The following is a 16,489-nucleotide window of genomic DNA, read 5'->3' as shown; positions in this document are numbered from 1 at the left end:
CTATTTATGTTTAACTTCAAAGATAAAATAATTACTTTCGTTGTTATGAAGCTTCTTCGAAAAATATTATTTCCTATTGTTCCAATTTACTATGTGGTGACTTGGATGCGCAATTGGTTTTACGATTTGGGGGTTTTTAAAAGTAAATCCTATAATCTACCTGTTATTTGTGTTGGAAATTTGAGTACAGGTGGAACGGGGAAATCGCCTATGATTGAACTTTTAATCCGTGTTTTAAAGGATTCCTATCAAGTGGCAACTTTAAGTCGTGGTTATAAAAGGGAAACACAAGGATTTCGTTTGGCGGATAATTCGGATACTGCTAAAACCTTGGGTGATGAGCCGTTTCAGTTTTTTAGTAAGTTTTATAATGATGTTCAAATAGCTGTTGATTCTAATAGGCAACGTGGTATTGAAAACTTAATAAGTTTACCCAAAAAACCTGATGTAATTTTGTTGGATGATGCTTTTCAACATCGGAAGGTAGCGGCTGGTTTTAATATTTTGCTTACAACATATCACGATTTATATGCTGATGATTGGGTTTTGCCTACGGGTAATTTGCGTGAACCAAAACAAGGTGCTAAACGTGCTCAACTAATTGTGGTAACTAAATGTCCAAATGATATTTCGGATTCAGAAAAAGAGCAGATTATTTTAAAATTGAAACCAGAGGCGAATCAAAACGTTTTTTTTAGTTCTATAGATTATTCTGAAGTTGTTTTTTCAGAAGATACCTCTCGTGATTTATTGAGTCTTGAAAATTTTACTTTAGTAACTGGAATTGCGAATGCGAGTCCGTTGGTGTTGCATTTAAAAAATAATGGATTGCAATTTGAACATTTGAATTTTCCCGATCACCATGCGTTTACAGATGCGGATATATCCCGATTGGGACAACAAAAATTATTGCTAACAACAGAAAAGGATTTTATGCGCTTAAAAGGATTTGAGAATCTGCGTGAAAAATTATTCTACTTACCAATAAAGGCCGTCGTTCATGAACATGAAGTTTTTAAACAACATGTTTTGAATTATGTAAAATCAGGTAATTAAACAGATTTCGTTTCTTTATTTTCTATTAACGTTTCATAAAGCTTTTTCTCAAAATCTTCTTGTTTGAAAGGTTTTGAAATAATATCTGTAAATCCAGCTTCATCAAATTCATGCATTTTATCTTCAATAGTTACAGCCGTTAGCGCAAAAATTGTTAGATCTGGATTGAATTTTCTGATGCGCTTGGTTGCTTCAAGTCCGCTAATTCCTGGCATGTGAATATCCATTAAAACAACATCAAACGCTTCAGTTCGTACTTTTTCAACAGCTTCTTCGCCATTATCTACTATTTCACAATTTAGTTTCATTTTGTTAAGGATTTTTTTCGTGATCATTTGGTTGATCTTATTATCCTCAACAACTAATATTTTTATGTTTTCCAAATCAATTTCTGTAACATTATTGAAATACTCTATTTTTTTAGGTTTGGCAACAGGAGCTGCATATTTCATAGGAACTTCAAAAATAAAATTAGAACCTTTTCCAATTTCACTTTTTAAATAAATATTTCCTTTTAAAATATCAATAAGCCCTTTTACAATAGATAAACCTAAACCAGTTCCGCCATATTTTCTATTAATTTGTATGGAACCTTGAGAGAAGCTTTCAAAAAGACGTTCTTGCTTTTCTTTGCTAATACCTATTCCATTATCTTCTACTTCAAAACGAATGGTATAATAATCACCATCTTGCTTGAGTTTTTTAGCACGAATCCAGATATCACCATCTTTAGTAAACTTGATGGAATTGCCTATTAAATTAATCAGGATTTGCGAAATTTTAAGCTGATCTGCATTATAGGTTTCAGGAATATCCATATCGTATTCCAAATGTAATTGGGTGTTATTGTCGCTTGCCGAATTATTTAAGGCTGCAATAACATTGGTCATTTTCTTTTTAAGGTTGAAATTCTCGGGCTCAACATCCACTTTATTGGCTTCAATTTTATTAATCTGAAGAATATCGTTAATAAAGGTCAGTAAGTATTCCCCTGAAAATTTTAGCGATTTTAAATGCTGAATTTGATTTGGTTTTGGATCTTCATCCAATAGCATATTCGTTAAACCTGTTACAGCGTATAATGGTGTTCGTAATTCATGTGTTACAGTAGATAGAAAGTTGGCCTTGGTTTTGGATGCCAATTCGGCTTTTTCCATGGCAACAATAAGTTCACTGTTTTTAATGTGAAGCATGTTGTTGGTTTTCAGTCTAATATTATTGTTTTTATATAAGGATAGCGTAAGTAAAGAAAGAATGGTGATTAAGGCAATACTTAAAATGGTAGTAAGTTTACTTAAATTGTTTTCTTTGATTTTCTCTTCTAAATTTGCGGCTTGTTCTTTTTGGAATTCCGTTTGGTTGTTCAGTAGAATTTTAATGCGCTTTTCTGGTGATAAATTTGCCCGTTTTACTTGAAGCAAAGAATCAGACAGCTTCATGTATTTTTTCAAATATTCTGAAGACGTTTGATAGTCGCCATTTATTTCATTTAAATCGCTTAAAATTAAATACCCATTTGTAAGTACGGTGTTAAACTTATATTCTTTTGCTAATTGAACACCTTTTAAAGTAGATTCTAATCCAGCTTGTTTTTTATCTAAATACGTTAGCGCTAATCCGTTGTGAATCATAGCGCTACTCTGTATTTTGTCTAATTCGTAGCGATTGGCTAATGCTATAGATTTTTCTAATTGCTTATTTGCTTTTTTGTAGTCCTTTAATTTAATAAGGGTTTTACCTTCGTTGAGGAGTACTTCAGCTACAAAATCATCAAGCCCTTCTTGGTCAAAAAGTGTGTTTGCTGATACATAATAATCTAAAGCTTGTCGGTAATCTTTTTTACTGTTATAAACGTTACCAATTGTTTTGTAAGTTTCGGCACGATTCACATCGTCCTTTATAATTCGTTGGATTTCGTTGGCTTTAAATAAGCTAATAAGAGCGTCATCTGGCTCTTCAATTATATATTGTAGTTTGCCTAGTTTGGCATATATAATTCCAATGCTTTTTTTGCTGCTAATTTTTTCGGCAAGAACTAGGGCTTCTTCTAGTTTTTTTTGTGACTCAAAAAAATTGCTGTTTTCAATGTCCTGTTGAGCTTGGTTTATTTTATAATCAATATTAATTTGAATAGATTCTTCATCTTCACTAATATCAACTTGTGCTGAAAGACTAAAGCTTAACAGCATGAAAATAAGGTATATATATTTATATATCTGGGACATAATTTGAGTAACTATTATGAACAAATATAATTTTTTTTTCGATAAAGGTTATTTTTTTATCGACAAAAAGCGGATTAAATCAATAATTCTTTGGGAATAGGCTGTTTCATTATCATACCATCCAATTATTTTAACCATATTCCCGATGACAGAAGTCATTTGAGAATCGAACACACACGAGTATGGATTTCCAACTATATCAATGGATACAATAGGATCTTCAGTATAGGCTAGTACATTTTTTAAATACCCTTCCGATGCCTTTTTAAAAGCATTATTAACCATGTCAATACTCACGGTTTTTTCAACATTTAGAGTCACGTCTGTTAAGGAACCATTAGCTACCGGAACGCGAATGCCACAGCCACCAATAACATCTGATAGCTCTGGGAAAATACGTGTTAATGCTTTGGCTGCACCTGTTGTTGTTGGTACTATGGATTGTCCAGCTGCACGTGCGCGACGTAAATCGCGATGTGGCTGATCATGTAAACTTTGGTCTGTAGTATAGGAATGAACCGTTGTTATGTACGCTTGTTTTATACCACATAATTTATGGATCACATCTATCATTGGCGCTGCATTATTTGTGGTGCATGATGCATTTGAAATAATGGTTTCTGTACCGTCAATAGTAGATTCATTGATGCCTAAAACAATGGTTTTTATAGAGTCGTCTTCTGAAGGAACACTTAAAATAACGCGCTTGGCACCATTTTTAATATGAAATTCTAAAGCGTCTTTTGTTTTGAATTTCCCAGTAGATTCAATAACATAATCAACTTGAGAGGCTTTCCAATCAATATCTTTCGGATGGTTTTGGTGTGATAAAACTATTTTTTTATCATTGATGATTATATGCTGCTCGTCATGAGAGATGTTTTCATGAAAAATGCCATGAATACTATCGTATTTTAATAGGTGACTTAACGTTTTCGAGTCGGCTAAATCATTTATTGCAACCACTTCCAGCTCTGGATGATTATGAATCAACCGCAATACACGTCTGCCTATTCTCCCGAAACCATTAATACCAATACGAATCATTAATTAATATGTTTTTGAGCTTTGTAAGATGAGCGCACTAATGCGCTACTTTCCACATGTCTGAAACCTAATTCTAGTCCAATTTCTCTATATTCTTCAAATTGATCTGGCATAATAAAACGCTTAACAGGTAAGTGTTTTTTACTAGGCTGTAAATATTGACCAATAGTTACAACATCCACATCATTTGCGCGTAAATCATGAAGTGTTTCAATAACTTCTTCACGTTCTTCACCAAGACCAAGCATAATACCAGATTTAGTACGTCGTTGCCCTTGGGATTTTAAATATTTTAAAACACCTAAACTACGGTCGTATTTAGCTTGAATTCGTACTTCGCGTGTTAAACGACGAACGGTTTCAATATTATGAGATACCACTTCTGGTGCCACATCAATAATTCTATCTATATGTTGTTCCACACCTTGGAAGTCTGGAATTAGTGTTTCTAGTGTCGTTTCAGGATTCATACGTCTAACAGATTTTACAGTTTCGGCCCACATAATACTACCCATGTCTTTTAAATCATCACGATCTACACTTGTTAAAACGGCATGCTTAATTTGCATGAGTTTAATGGAGCGCGCTACTTTTTCAGGTTCGTCCCAATCTACCGTTTCTGGTCTACCGGTTTTTACACCACAAAAACCGCAAGAACGTGTACAGACATTTCCTAAAATCATGAAGGTTGCGGTACCTTCACCCCAACATTCACCCATATTTGGGCAACTTCCAGAGGCACAGATGGTGTTTAAGCTGTATTTGTCTACTAAACTTCGTAATTCCGTGTATTTTTTGCCAGTAGGCAATTTCACACGCAACCATTTGGGTTTAGCTTGTCTTTCGGGTAAAATATTTGAAACTGTTTCTGTTTTCATACACTAAATTTTCCGTTGCAAAGATACAAAGTATTATGGAAAATGAATGGTGAATTCGTTAAAGTACAAATCTCGGTAATAGGCTTATGCTCGGGTGGTTTGAATAATTTCAGCCAATAATTTCTTGGCACGTAGCAATTTAACTTTCACGTTATTAATAGGTTCGTTAATCTCTACTGAAATTTCTTTATAACTCAACTCTTGAAAGTATCTTAAATTAATCACTTTCTGATAATGTGGTTTCAGTTTTTTAATATCGCGAAGTAGTTTGGCTAGATTTTGTTCGGTGATTAATTTGTCCTCAGGTGAAGGCGAATCATCTAAAATATACTGATAACCATCTTCATCACTACGGGCTATGTTTTGTGAAATGGAATTTTTTTGCTTCCGAATTAAATCAATATGAATATTTTTTGAAATGGCAATAAGCCAGGTTTTAAAATTGTAGTCGCTATTATAGGTGTCAATTTTATCGAATGCTTTTGAGAATGTTTGGATGGTAATATCTTCCGCATCATTTTCATTTTGTACACGCTTTAATTGAAACCCATAGACATTATCCCAAAACGAATCCAATAAAAAATTAAAGGCTTTTTGGTCATTGTTTTTTGCGCGTTCTATGGCTTGGGTTATTTCCAATGTTTAGGTTTTGATATCAGGTTGGATATAAATATAGTCAATTGAAAAATAACTAAAAAGAATTCTAAAAAAGGAAAGAATGGCAATAGATCCTGTTCGTCTAATTTTTTTGATATAAACGATACGATAACAAATTGACTTATAAAGCGCAAACTTATAAATACCAAAACCACTTCCCATTTAAATAAAAAGCTTAAAAGCACAATTCCTGAAAGCCAAAATAATAATTGTGATGCATAAAAAGAAGCTAGCAACATTTGGTGACTGATTTTATAGTGGCTGGCAGTTGTAATATGCCGTTTTTTTTGGGTTACCCAAGATTTAAATGTTGTTTTTGGATTAGACATCGTGAAGCTTTCTCTGGATACACAGACACTTGTATTAGTAGCTGTTGCAATTTCATTAATGAATAAATCATCATCACCAGAACGTATATACATGTGTTTCATAAATCCACTGGCCTTGAAAAAATCGTCCTTGGTGTATGCTAAATTTCTCCCGACTCCCATGTATGGTAAACCCATTCTGGCAAATGAGAGGTACTGAATTGCGGTGAGCAGGGTTTCAAATCGGATAATCTTATTAAGTAAAGAGTTTTTTATTTTGTAATAACCACCATAACCTAAAACAATGGATTTCTCCGCGCTGAAATGTGCGCTCATTTGTGAAATCCAATTGTTGGAAACAGGTGTGCAATCTGCGTCTGTAAATAATAAATGATTGTTTTTAGCGGATTTAATACCTAACGTTAAAGCATATTTTTTGTTGGCCCAAAAGGCTTCATTATTTTTAACATCTACAATTTTAATATTTGGATGGTTCTCGGCAAAAGCTTCCATGACATCTAATGTATCATCATAAGATGCATCATTAATTAAAACAATTTCAAAATTAGGGTAGTTTTGAGCAATGACGGTTGGAAGAAATTTCTTGAGATTTTCGGCTTCGTTTTTAGCACAGATTATAACCGAAATCGGTATGTTTTTAGTTGATGGATTGCTTTCTTTTTGAAATGCAAAGGGACTAAAAAAAAAGAGAAAATAACAAACCTGAAAACATGCTACTATTATAAAAACATAGTAGAGAATATCTAATATGAGCATTAAGTTTACGAGTGTTGAGGTTCGTTACAATTTTCATATTGGTCTGGTGTTTTACCGCAAAATCCGCAAGATTCACCTGTTGTGTTTATCATGGGATTTTGACTAGCGCAAGTGCCTGCAAATTTCCCATCCTTTTTGGCCCATATTTTAATGGCAATTCCTGCAACAGCAATTCCTAATAATACTAATGTTATTAAAAAAAGTTTCATAAAATTTGTTTTTGCAAAGATACGGATTTCCAGAAATAAACAGACCTCGATTTTCAAAGAAAACCGAGGTCTGTTTTAAGTTTTAATACCGATTATTTATTCAGAGTAATTTCTGCAACCGAATTTTCTTTAGTAGCACTTAATTTACTGCCTCTTTGTTCTATGGTAATACTTAAAGCTAAAGCATCTTCCGTGTATGGAATAGATTTTAATTGTCTATCGCCTTCATTTAATATACCTAAATTAACCATTTTGTCTTCCAATTCTGCCCAAATCTGATAACATTGTTCTTCTGGTAATTGTGGTAAAGAAACCACATCTAACATAGATGTTTTTTCTCTTGGATTTATGTAGGCAACGGTTTTTAAGTTTTTAGCACGATTATTACCGTTTATAATATACTTTTCAGTTTCTGGATTGTTTAGTTGATTCATTTGACGCATGATTTCATCTAAACGCATGTTTTTCTGGTCTAAATCATCCAATCTGTCATATATTTCATCGGCAATTTTCTGATTTTCAATTTTTAACAACTGATTTTGTTGAAAGAAAATATACGTCGTACTTGCAAACATAATGGCAATAACACTAGCAGCAATACTTAATTGGAACCATTTTTTACGTGTTCTTGGTTTATTAAGCGGAATAACTGGAGTTTCTTCATCCAAGGTATTCAAAATAGAATTCAGAATAGCATTTGGTGCTTCAACAGCTTGACTTTGCGCTACCAATTCTAACTGGTTTTGCATGGTGTTGTAAGCTTGTTCTACTTCAGGATATTTAGAAATATAGGATTCTACGGTTTCTGTTTCCACTGAAGTCGTTTGGCCTATTAGATATTTTTCTAGTAGGTCAGAATTTAAAAATGTAGTTATTTTATCATTCATGACTATTTTATTTCTGGATCGTAAATTTTTTTAAGTTCACGTAGTCCAATTTTTAATCTCGATTTAATGGTGCCAAGTGGAATTTCCAACTCGTCACTAGCTTCTTGTTGTGTCATGCCCTCAAAAAAGAGCGCATTTATAACAATTTGATACTTTTCATCTATAGAACTTAAGTGCTTTTGAATGTCTAGCACGTCTTGATTTAAACTATCACCTGTTAATGTATATACGTCTGAAGCGTCTATTTGGATTTCCTTACTCGCTTTATTATTGTACGAGCGGACTTTGTCAATAGCTGTGTTATAAGCAATTCTATATAACCAAGTAAATAGTTTGGCTTTTTTAGAATCGTATGTTTTTGCTTTTTTCCAAACTTTAATAAACGTTTCTTGCAAAGCGTCTTGCGCCAAATCTGAATCAGTAAGCACTTTGGATATGACACCAAAAAGGGCATCGCCATAGTTTTCATATAATAATGAAATGGCTCTTTTGTCGCCTTTTTTTAATAAGCCAACTATTTCGTCTTCTATAGGTGTACTCAAAATTTGTTTTTGGTTGTGGTTAGTTCTCGTTTCTTAAATTCTTAAGAAAAGTTAAAGTTATATAATTCTAATCAATTAAATAATATTTACTTCAGCTTCAATTTCAATATTAAATAAGCGATGGACGGTTAGTTGAATTAATTCGGCTAATTTAAGAATATCTAAACCTTTGGCATTACCATAATTCACCAATACAAGGGCTTGTTTTTTATGAACACCATAATCACCAAAGCGTTTGCCTTTAAAACCTGCTTTTTCTATTAGCCAACCTGCAGGAACTTTGACTTCTAAATCTGAAATAACGTAACCTGGAGCATCTGGAAATTGTAATTTTAAAGCCTGATAAGATTCGGTTGAAACAATAGGGTTTTTAAAAAAGCTTCCACTATTTCCAATTTCTTTGGGATCGGGCAATTTACTTTGTCTAATAGCAATTACGGCTTTTGAAATATCTTGAATTGTTGGGTTTTCAATTCCCATTTCAGTTAATTGACCAGAAATGGCACCATAATTAGTATGTAATTGATGCGCAATTTTTGTTAGCTGGAATGTTACATTACAAATAACAAATTGTCCTTTCGCTTCTTGTTTAAATATAGAGTTTCTATAATCGAACTGACAATCGGCTTTATTGAAGGTTTTAATTTTGTTTGAAGCAATTTCTAAAGCATCACAAGACACAAAACTATCTTTTAATTCAATGCCATAAGCGCCAATATTTTGAATAGGTGCTGTTCCCACATTGCCAGGAATGAGTGATAAATTTTCCAAACCACCAAAGTCATGATCCAAACACCATAAAACAAATTCGTGCCAGTTTTCGCCAGCATTGGCTTTTATTATTACCGAATTTTCATTTTCTGAAACAACTGTAATACCTTTCAAATTCACATGAACAACCAAAGCATCCATGTTTTTTGTTAGAAGCATATTGCTGCCGCCTCCTAATATAAATTTTTCAGGATAGTTAGGCAAAGCTAAAACACTTTGTAATTCTGCAATTGTATTTACAGACACAAAGTGTTTGGCTGTTGCGTTCAGTCCAAATGTATTGAACGGTTTTAAGGATATGTTATGTGATATTTGCACTAATCTTTATAGACTTTTAGGGCTTCTTTTAAAATGTGTACTGCTTTTACTAAACTTTCTTTGTTTAGTACATAAGCAATACGAATTTGGTTTAATCCAACACCTGGTGTTGAATAAAAACCTGCAGCTGGTGCAACCATAATAGTTTCGCCATCTATATCAAAATCTTCTAATAACCATTGGGCAAAAGCATCGGAATTTTTAATAGGCAATTCAACAATACAATAAAAAGCACCTTTTGGTTTGGCAACTTTTACACCATCGATTTTTTCTAATTCAGCAATTAAAATATCACGACGCGACACGTATTCCGTTTTTACTTCATCAAAATAACTTTGCGGTGTTTCTAGAGCTGCTTCACTTGCAATTTGGGCAAGAGTAGGAGGGCTTAATCGGGCTTGAGCAAATTTTAATGCCGTAGCTATAACATCTTTATTTTTAGAAACCAAGCATCCAATTCGTGCGCCACACATACTGTAGCGTTTAGAAACTGAATCAATCATAATGGCATGATCTTTTAAATTCTCTTCCTGCATTATGGAGTAATGGGTAATGCCATCATAAGCGAATTCGCGATATACTTCATCAGCAATTAAGAATAAATCATGTTTAATAACAATTTCTGCTAATTTTTTAATTTCTTCTTTCGTGTATAAGTAACCTGTAGGATTTCCTGGATTACATATTAAGATAGCTTTTGTTTTTGGTGTGATGAGTTTTTCAAACTCTTCAATAGGAGGTAAGGCAAAATTATCTTCAATTTTTGAAATTACGGGAACAATGTTCACGCCAGAAGCGGTTGAAAATCCATTGTAATTGGCATAAAAAGGTTCTGGAATAATAACTTCATCATCCACATCCATAATGCTGCCAAAAGCGAATAGTAAAGCTTCACTACCACCAGTTGTAACAATAATATCCTCCTTGGCTACTATTATATCATGTTTGCTATAATAGTTAGCAATTTTGTTTCTGTATTCGTCCGATCCTTCAGATCTGGTATAGGCTAAAATTTCTAATGAATTAATTTTAACAGCATCCAGAGCTACTTCAGGTGTTTTTATGTCTGGTTGACCAATATTTAAATGATATACTGTTTTTCCTTTTTTGTATGCTGCTTCAGCAAAAGGAACCAGTTTTCTAATTGGCGATTGAGGCATTAATGCGCCTTTTTGAGATATTTTTGGCATAAGCTTATAGTATTAAAAGCGTAAAGTTCTGAAAATTATATTGATTTAATTGTTAAAAGAAGGTTGTAATTAGAGATTAATCGGGAAATTGTTGTAATTTATAACGTCTTTCACTTATAACAGATGAAACGTTCTAAATTTATTTTCGTTGTATTAGCACTCTTGGTTGGTTTTAACATACAATCGCAGGAGCAAACGTTTCAATTTATTGATGGTAAAACTTCTGATAAAATTCATTTCCAATTAATTAATAATCTGATTGTTATTCCAATCGTTGTAAACGATATGACATTGTCTTTTATTTTAGACAGTGGCGTTACCAAACCTATCCTGTTTGATAATTTGAACGGTTTGGAAGTTTTGAATTCGGAAAACAAAGAATCTATTTTTTTAAAAGGATTGGGAGATGGTTTAGTAGTTGAAGCAGCAAAATCCACTCAAAATAAAATTGAAATTGGGAAAACTGTAAAATACCAACAGACCATTTTTGCAATTTATAATGGAAGTATGAATTATACGCCAAAACTAGGCGTTCCTATTCATGGTATTATTGGTTATGATGTATTTAAGGATTTTGTGGTGGAAATTAATTACCGTTCAAAATATATTAAGTTATCAAAACCAGAGCTCCAAAACGATGACTTATGCAGAAAATGCGAAAAATTGCCTTTAAAGTTTCATAACTCTAAACCATATATTATTGCTGAAGTGACTATTGAAGGTAAACAAATTCCAGTAAAAATGTTAATAGATACAGGTGCTAGTGATGCGCTTTGGTTGTTTGAAGATGCCTCAAAAGACATTGTTTCAACAGATAATTACTTTCAAGATTTTTTAGGTTATGGTTTAAGTGGTGGGCTTTATGGGAAACGATCAAAAGTTGAGGCGTTAACTATTAATTCATTTGTTTTGAACGAATCGTTGGTTGCTTTTCCCACAGGTGAATCTATTGAAACACTTAAAAAAATTAAAGATAGGAATGGCACTATTGGAGCCGAAGTTTTAAAGCGCTTTCATGTTACTTTCAACTATAAAGAATCTTACTTAATATTAAAGAAGAATGCCAATTTTAGTAAAGCCTTTAGCTACAATAAAAGTGGGATTGATATTGAGCAACGTGGTGTAAGACTCATTAAAGACTATCAGTATACATTAAGTAATGGCAGGCTAACCTATGGGGAAAATAATAATGTAATTAACGTTAATAATCATACAAACATTAATGATGATTATCGGTTAAACGCTGCTCCTGCATTTCAAATCGTCAAGTTAAGACCTGATAGTCCAGCGCAATTAATTGGGTTGCAGTTAGGAGATGTTATTTTGGAAGTGAATGGTGCGGATGTTGAGAAATATTCACTTCAAGAGGTTATTCAACTATTTAAAGGTCATGACGGCCAAAAAATCAGGATGCGTATTGAGCGTCAAGGAAAACCTTTTCTTTATGAATTTCATTTACAAGATTTATTAAACTAAAAACAGCCTTGATTTCTCAAGGCTGTTTTTAAAATAATGTAAAATCACTATTTACTGATTCATTACACTACTACTTTTCTTTTCTAAAACACTTGTTTTACTAGGATCAATAACTTCACCTTTAATTTTAAGTGCTACAGTAGGTGTGCTAGCATTTGATAGTACCGTAATCGTTTTACGAATAGGGTTCACACGGTTTGTGTCATACTTAACTGAAATTTCACCTGTTTTTCCTGGTGCTATTGGACCTTCTGGTTTTTTTGGAACCGTACAGCCACAGCTAGACTTCACGTCTGTAATAATTAATGGCGCATCACCTGTATTGGTGAATTCAAAAACACGTACACCATCAGCGCCTTTTTCAATAACGCCGTAATCAATTGTTGTTTCTTTAAATTCGATTTTTGCAACTTTTTCTTGAGCGTTAACAGCAAAGCTAATAAGCCCAACAAATAGTATAGTAATTAAATTTTTCATAATATATATGTTTAATATGGTTGTAAACTTACTCACTTTTTCAGCATAAAACAAAAAAAATAGATGTATGGCAACGTTATAAATATGTTAAACTTGATTTGTTGCACAATAACACGTCTTTTAATTTTACTTAAAAAAGAAATATAAGTACTTTTGTGTGTTATATTTCAAAAACTATTCCAAAGTATGCAAATTCCATCAAAATATGATGCAAGTCAAGTAGAGAGTAAGTGGTATGATTACTGGATGAAACACAATTATTTTCATTCCAAGCCAGATCATAGAGAGCCATATACCATTGTTATTCCACCTCCAAACGTTACTGGTGTGCTTCACATGGGGCATATGCTTAACAATACCATTCAGGATGTCTTGATTCGTCGTGCGCGTTTACAAGGAAAAAATGCGTGTTGGGTTCCTGGAACCGATCACGCATCCATTGCTACTGAAGCCAAAGTAGTTGCCAGATTAAAGGAACAAGGAATTGATAAAAATGACTTAACACGCGATGAGTTTTTAGCGCACGCTTGGGATTGGACACATGAATATGGCGGTGTTATTCTAGAACAATTAAAAAAACTAGGGTGTTCTTGTGATTGGGATAGAACCAAATTTACAATGGATGATGATATGTCTGAATCCGTAATAAAAGTATTTGTTGACCTTTATAGCAAAGGCTTAATTTACCGAGGTTACCGTATGGTAAACTGGGATCCAGAAGCTAAAACAACCTTGTCTGACGAGGAAGTTATTCATGTGGAACAACAAGGGAATTTATATTACCTTAATTATAAAATTGAAGGTAGTGATGAGACATTAACTATTGCTACCACGCGTCCAGAAACTATTTTTGGTGATACCGCAATATGTATCAATCCAAATGATGAACGTTTTACTCATTTAAAAGGTAAAAAAGCAATTGTGCCTATTTGTAATCGGGTTATTCCTATTATTGAGGATGAATACGTAGATATTGAATTTGGAACCGGTTGCTTAAAGGTTACACCTGCTCACGATGAAAACGATAAGAATTTAGGCGATAAACACAATTTAGAAGTTGTTGATATATTTAATGATGATGCGACGCTGAATAGTTTTGGATTACATTATGAAGGAAAAGATCGTTTTGTTGTGCGTAAAGAGGTTGTAAACGAACTTACTGCAAGTAATATTCTGATAAAAACGGAGCAGCACTTAAATAAAGTAGGAACATCTGAACGTACCAAAGCCGTAATAGAACCGCGATTATCTGATCAGTGGTTCTTGAAAATGGAAGATTTAGTAAAACCAGCAATTGAAGCCGTATTAGGTGAAGATGCTGAAATTAAATTATTCCCGAAGAAATTTGAAAACACCTACAGACACTGGCTGGAGAATATTCGCGATTGGAATATTTCCAGACAATTACTTTGGGGACAGCAAATTCCAGCTTATTTCTATGGCGACGGCAAAGAAGATTTTGTGGTTGCTGAAAGTATGGAGCAGGCTCTGGAATTAGCGAAAACTAAAACCAACAACCAACAACTAACAACTAACGACTTACGTCAAGATAAAGATGCTTTAGATACATGGTTCTCATCATGGTTATGGCCAATGAGTGTTTTTGATGGGATTAGAAACCCAGAAAATGAAGAAATTAAATATTATTATCCAACCAACGATTTAGTAACAGGGCCAGATATTTTATTCTTCTGGGTCGCACGTATGATTATTGCTGGTTATGAATATAAGGATGAAAAGCCGTTTCAAAACGTTTATTTAACAGGTTTGGTACGTGATAAGCAACGTCGTAAAATGAGTAAATCATTAGGGAATTCTCCTGATGCCTTAAAATTAATTGATGATTATGGTGCTGATGGTGTTCGTGTTGGTTTATTATTAAGTTCAGCCGCTGGGAACGATTTAATGTTTGATGAAGCGCTTTGCCAACAAGGAAAAGGTTTTGCCAATAAAATTTGGAATGCCTTCCGTTTAGTAAAAGGTTGGGAGGTAAGTGATACGATACCACAACCAGAATCTAGCAAGATTGCTTTGGAATGGTTTGATGCAAAATTTCAGGAAACACTTGTTGACATTGAAGATCATTTCAGCAAATACCGTTTGTCTGATGCTCTAATGTCTACATATAAACTTATTTGGGATGATTTTGCCTCTTGGTTATTAGAAATTATAAAACCAGCTTACCAGCAACCAATTGATGCCAAAACACTGCAGGAGGTTAATGAGCAATTTGAAAACATATTAAAAATATTACATCCATTTATGCCATTTCTTACAGAGGATATCTGGCAATATATGGAAGATCGTACACCTGAAAATGCGTTAATTGTAACGGCTTGGCCAGAGCAAAAAGCCATTAATACGGAGTTGATTTCCGAATTTAGTTTTATGCAAGATGTGGTTTCGGGAATCCGAAATATCCGAAAGGATAAAAATATTCCATTTAAAGATGCCGTTGGATTTTCTGTAATTAATAATGACGCAGTTTCTAAATCCTTGGATGCCGTTATTATGAAACTCGGAAATTTAGAAACTATAGAATATGTAGATGGTGCTGTTGATGGAGCTTTGACGTTCCGTGTAAAATCTAACGAATATTTTATTCCAATTGCAGGCGCAATAAACGTGGAAGAAGAAATTAAAAAGCTTGAAGACGAATTACAATATACCGAAGGCTTTTTAAAATCGGTTCAAAAGAAATTAGCGAATGAACGTTTTGTTGCTGGAGCACCAGAACAGGTAATTACAAACGAACGTAATAAAGAGGCTGATGCTTTAGCTAAAATAGAAACGTTGAAAAGTAGTTTAGGAAGTTTAAAATAATGACGAAACGAACCGTATATTCCATACTAGCCATTGTATTAGTTTTTGGTGTTTACGGTTATGAGTTTTTTTTAAATAAAAAAGAAGAACAAGCAATTGTGGATTCAGGTCGAGAGATCAAGACGCCTACAGTTGCTTTTTTTTTACCATCCAGTACCACGGGTCAAGTGGTGCATCATGAAGGTTATTCCTTAAGTTATAGTGAACCACATGAACAAGCGGAATGGGTTGCCTACGAATTAAAAAAAGAACACCTATCTCAAACTAATTTTGAGCGTCCCTATTTTGAGGTTGATAAAGCCGTAAAAACGGGTGCTGCGAGTTGGCGGAATTATAAAAATTCAGGTTATGATCGTGGGCATTTATGTCCTGCTGCTGATAGACGTTATAGTAAAGAAGCACATGATGAAACTTTTTTAACCAGTAATATTAGTCCACAAAATCATGCCTTTAATTCTGGGATTTGGAACTCACTTGAACAAAAAACACGCTATTGGGCTTCAAAGTACCATGGTGTTTATGTGGTTACAGGTGGTGTTTTGGGAAGCGATTTAAAAACTATTGGAAGCGAAAAAGTAGCAGTTCCAAAGCAGTTTTATAAAATTATTTTAGACTATAATGAAGGTGATCCAAAAGTGTTAGCGTTTTTAATGCCTCATGTAAATTCTAAACAACCATTATATAATTTTGTGGTTTCGGTAGATGCTGTTGAAGAACTTACAGGAATAGACTTTTTCCCAGAATTAGATGATGCTGTTGAAGCTAGAATTGAATCTTCTTCTGATTATAAAAAATGGCGATTTTAAATTAGAAATATCAGTCTTTCTAAATTAAAACTTCGATTCTTA

15 protein-coding genes are annotated in these 16,489 nt (G+C 33.5%); 4 read left to right on the top strand and 11 right to left on the bottom strand.

Translation table 11 applies throughout. The features are described 5' to 3' along the window. Positions 1-6: 6 nt before the first annotated feature. Positions 7-1,056 carry a tetraacyldisaccharide 4'-kinase gene (lpxK, locus tag ES675_RS10315; protein ID WP_317130536.1) on the top strand — a complete coding sequence of 350 codons (1,050 nt, stop codon included), beginning with the start codon at positions 7-9 and terminating at the stop codon, positions 1,054-1,056. Here the strand turns inward: lpxK and ES675_RS10310 are convergent. The 10 genes from ES675_RS10310 to ES675_RS10265 all read right to left on the bottom strand — a co-directional run bounded on the left by ES675_RS10310 (position 1,053) and on the right by ES675_RS10265 (position 10,865). Continuing rightward, positions 1,053-3,281 (bottom strand): tetratricopeptide repeat-containing hybrid sensor histidine kinase/response regulator, encoded by a 2,229-nt coding sequence (locus ES675_RS10310; RefSeq protein ID WP_066251689.1) that lies wholly within the window; start codon positions 3,279-3,281, stop codon positions 1,053-1,055. The genes lpxK and ES675_RS10310 overlap by 4 nt on opposite strands. Before the next feature lie 48 nt (positions 3,282-3,329). Beyond that, a complete protein-coding gene (gene gap, locus ES675_RS10305; protein WP_066251691.1) occupies positions 3,330-4,328 on the bottom strand; it encodes a type I glyceraldehyde-3-phosphate dehydrogenase in 999 nt (332 codons plus the stop codon). Next, on the bottom strand, positions 4,328-5,206 hold the full coding sequence (lipA, locus tag ES675_RS10300; protein ID WP_066251695.1) for a lipoyl synthase: 879 nt from the start codon (positions 5,204-5,206) through the stop codon (positions 4,328-4,330). Before lipA ends, gap begins: the two co-directional genes overlap by 1 nt. A gap of 84 nt (positions 5,207-5,290) precedes the next feature. Beyond that, positions 5,291-5,845, bottom strand: coding sequence for an RNA polymerase sigma factor (locus ES675_RS10295; protein ID WP_066251700.1), 555 nt, complete (start codon positions 5,843-5,845; stop codon positions 5,291-5,293). Next, on the bottom strand, positions 5,836-6,948 hold the full coding sequence (locus ES675_RS10290; protein ID WP_066251703.1) for a glycosyltransferase: 1,113 nt from the start codon (positions 6,946-6,948) through the stop codon (positions 5,836-5,838). The genes ES675_RS10295 and ES675_RS10290 overlap by 10 nt, the downstream gene beginning before the upstream one ends. A gap of 5 nt (positions 6,949-6,953) precedes the next feature. Then, positions 6,954-7,157 carry a membrane or secreted protein gene (locus ES675_RS10285; RefSeq protein WP_066251705.1) on the bottom strand — a complete coding sequence of 68 codons (204 nt, stop codon included), beginning with the start codon at positions 7,155-7,157 and terminating at the stop codon, positions 6,954-6,956. A 92-nt stretch (positions 7,158-7,249) separates the two neighbouring features. Further along, the gene (locus ES675_RS10280; RefSeq protein ID WP_066251708.1) at positions 7,250-8,044 is read right to left on the bottom strand and encodes an anti-sigma factor; all 795 of its coding nucleotides are present in this window, start codon (positions 8,042-8,044) and stop codon (positions 7,250-7,252) included. Positions 8,045-8,046: 2 nt separating this feature from the next. Continuing rightward, a complete protein-coding gene (locus ES675_RS10275; RefSeq protein ID WP_066251713.1) occupies positions 8,047-8,586 on the bottom strand; it encodes an RNA polymerase sigma factor in 540 nt (179 codons plus the stop codon). 75 nt (positions 8,587-8,661) lie between these two features. Next, complete coding sequence (gene murB / locus ES675_RS10270; RefSeq protein WP_066251718.1) at positions 8,662-9,675, bottom strand: UDP-N-acetylmuramate dehydrogenase; 1,014 nt, start codon at positions 9,673-9,675, stop codon at positions 8,662-8,664. Then, positions 9,675-10,865: a pyridoxal phosphate-dependent aminotransferase gene (locus ES675_RS10265; protein WP_066251721.1), complete on the bottom strand. Its 1,191-nt coding sequence runs from the start codon at positions 10,863-10,865 to the stop codon at positions 9,675-9,677. The genes murB and ES675_RS10265 overlap by 1 nt, the downstream gene beginning before the upstream one ends. Positions 10,866-10,988: 123 nt before the next feature. Between ES675_RS10265 and ES675_RS10260 the strand changes: the two genes are divergently transcribed. Next, positions 10,989-12,341 carry a PDZ domain-containing protein gene (locus ES675_RS10260; RefSeq protein ID WP_066251723.1) on the top strand — a complete coding sequence of 451 codons (1,353 nt, stop codon included), beginning with the start codon at positions 10,989-10,991 and terminating at the stop codon, positions 12,339-12,341. A gap of 51 nt (positions 12,342-12,392) precedes the next feature. On the opposite strand, the gene ES675_RS10255 is transcribed toward ES675_RS10260, so the two are convergent. Next, positions 12,393-12,818, bottom strand: coding sequence for a DUF1573 domain-containing protein (locus tag ES675_RS10255; protein WP_066251729.1), 426 nt, complete (start codon positions 12,816-12,818; stop codon positions 12,393-12,395). Between the two features lie 186 nt (positions 12,819-13,004). Here ES675_RS10255 and ES675_RS10250 point away from each other — a divergent pair, with 186 nt between their 5' ends. Beyond that, positions 13,005-15,641: a valine--tRNA ligase gene (locus tag ES675_RS10250; protein ID WP_066251732.1), complete on the top strand. Its 2,637-nt coding sequence runs from the start codon at positions 13,005-13,007 to the stop codon at positions 15,639-15,641. Continuing rightward, positions 15,641-16,447, top strand: coding sequence for a DNA/RNA non-specific endonuclease (locus ES675_RS10245; protein ID WP_066251738.1), 807 nt, complete (start codon positions 15,641-15,643; stop codon positions 16,445-16,447). The genes ES675_RS10250 and ES675_RS10245 overlap by 1 nt, the downstream gene beginning before the upstream one ends. The last annotated feature ends 42 nt before the right edge of the window (positions 16,448-16,489 follow it).

It is taken from the genome of Algorimicrobium algoritergicola, from assembly GCF_008086165.1.
Lineage (GTDB): Bacteria > Bacteroidota > Bacteroidia > Flavobacteriales > Flavobacteriaceae > Algorimicrobium > Algorimicrobium algoritergicola.
The sequence above is the reverse complement of the archived record's forward strand: the minus strand, read 5'-3'. Positions and strand labels throughout refer to the sequence as shown.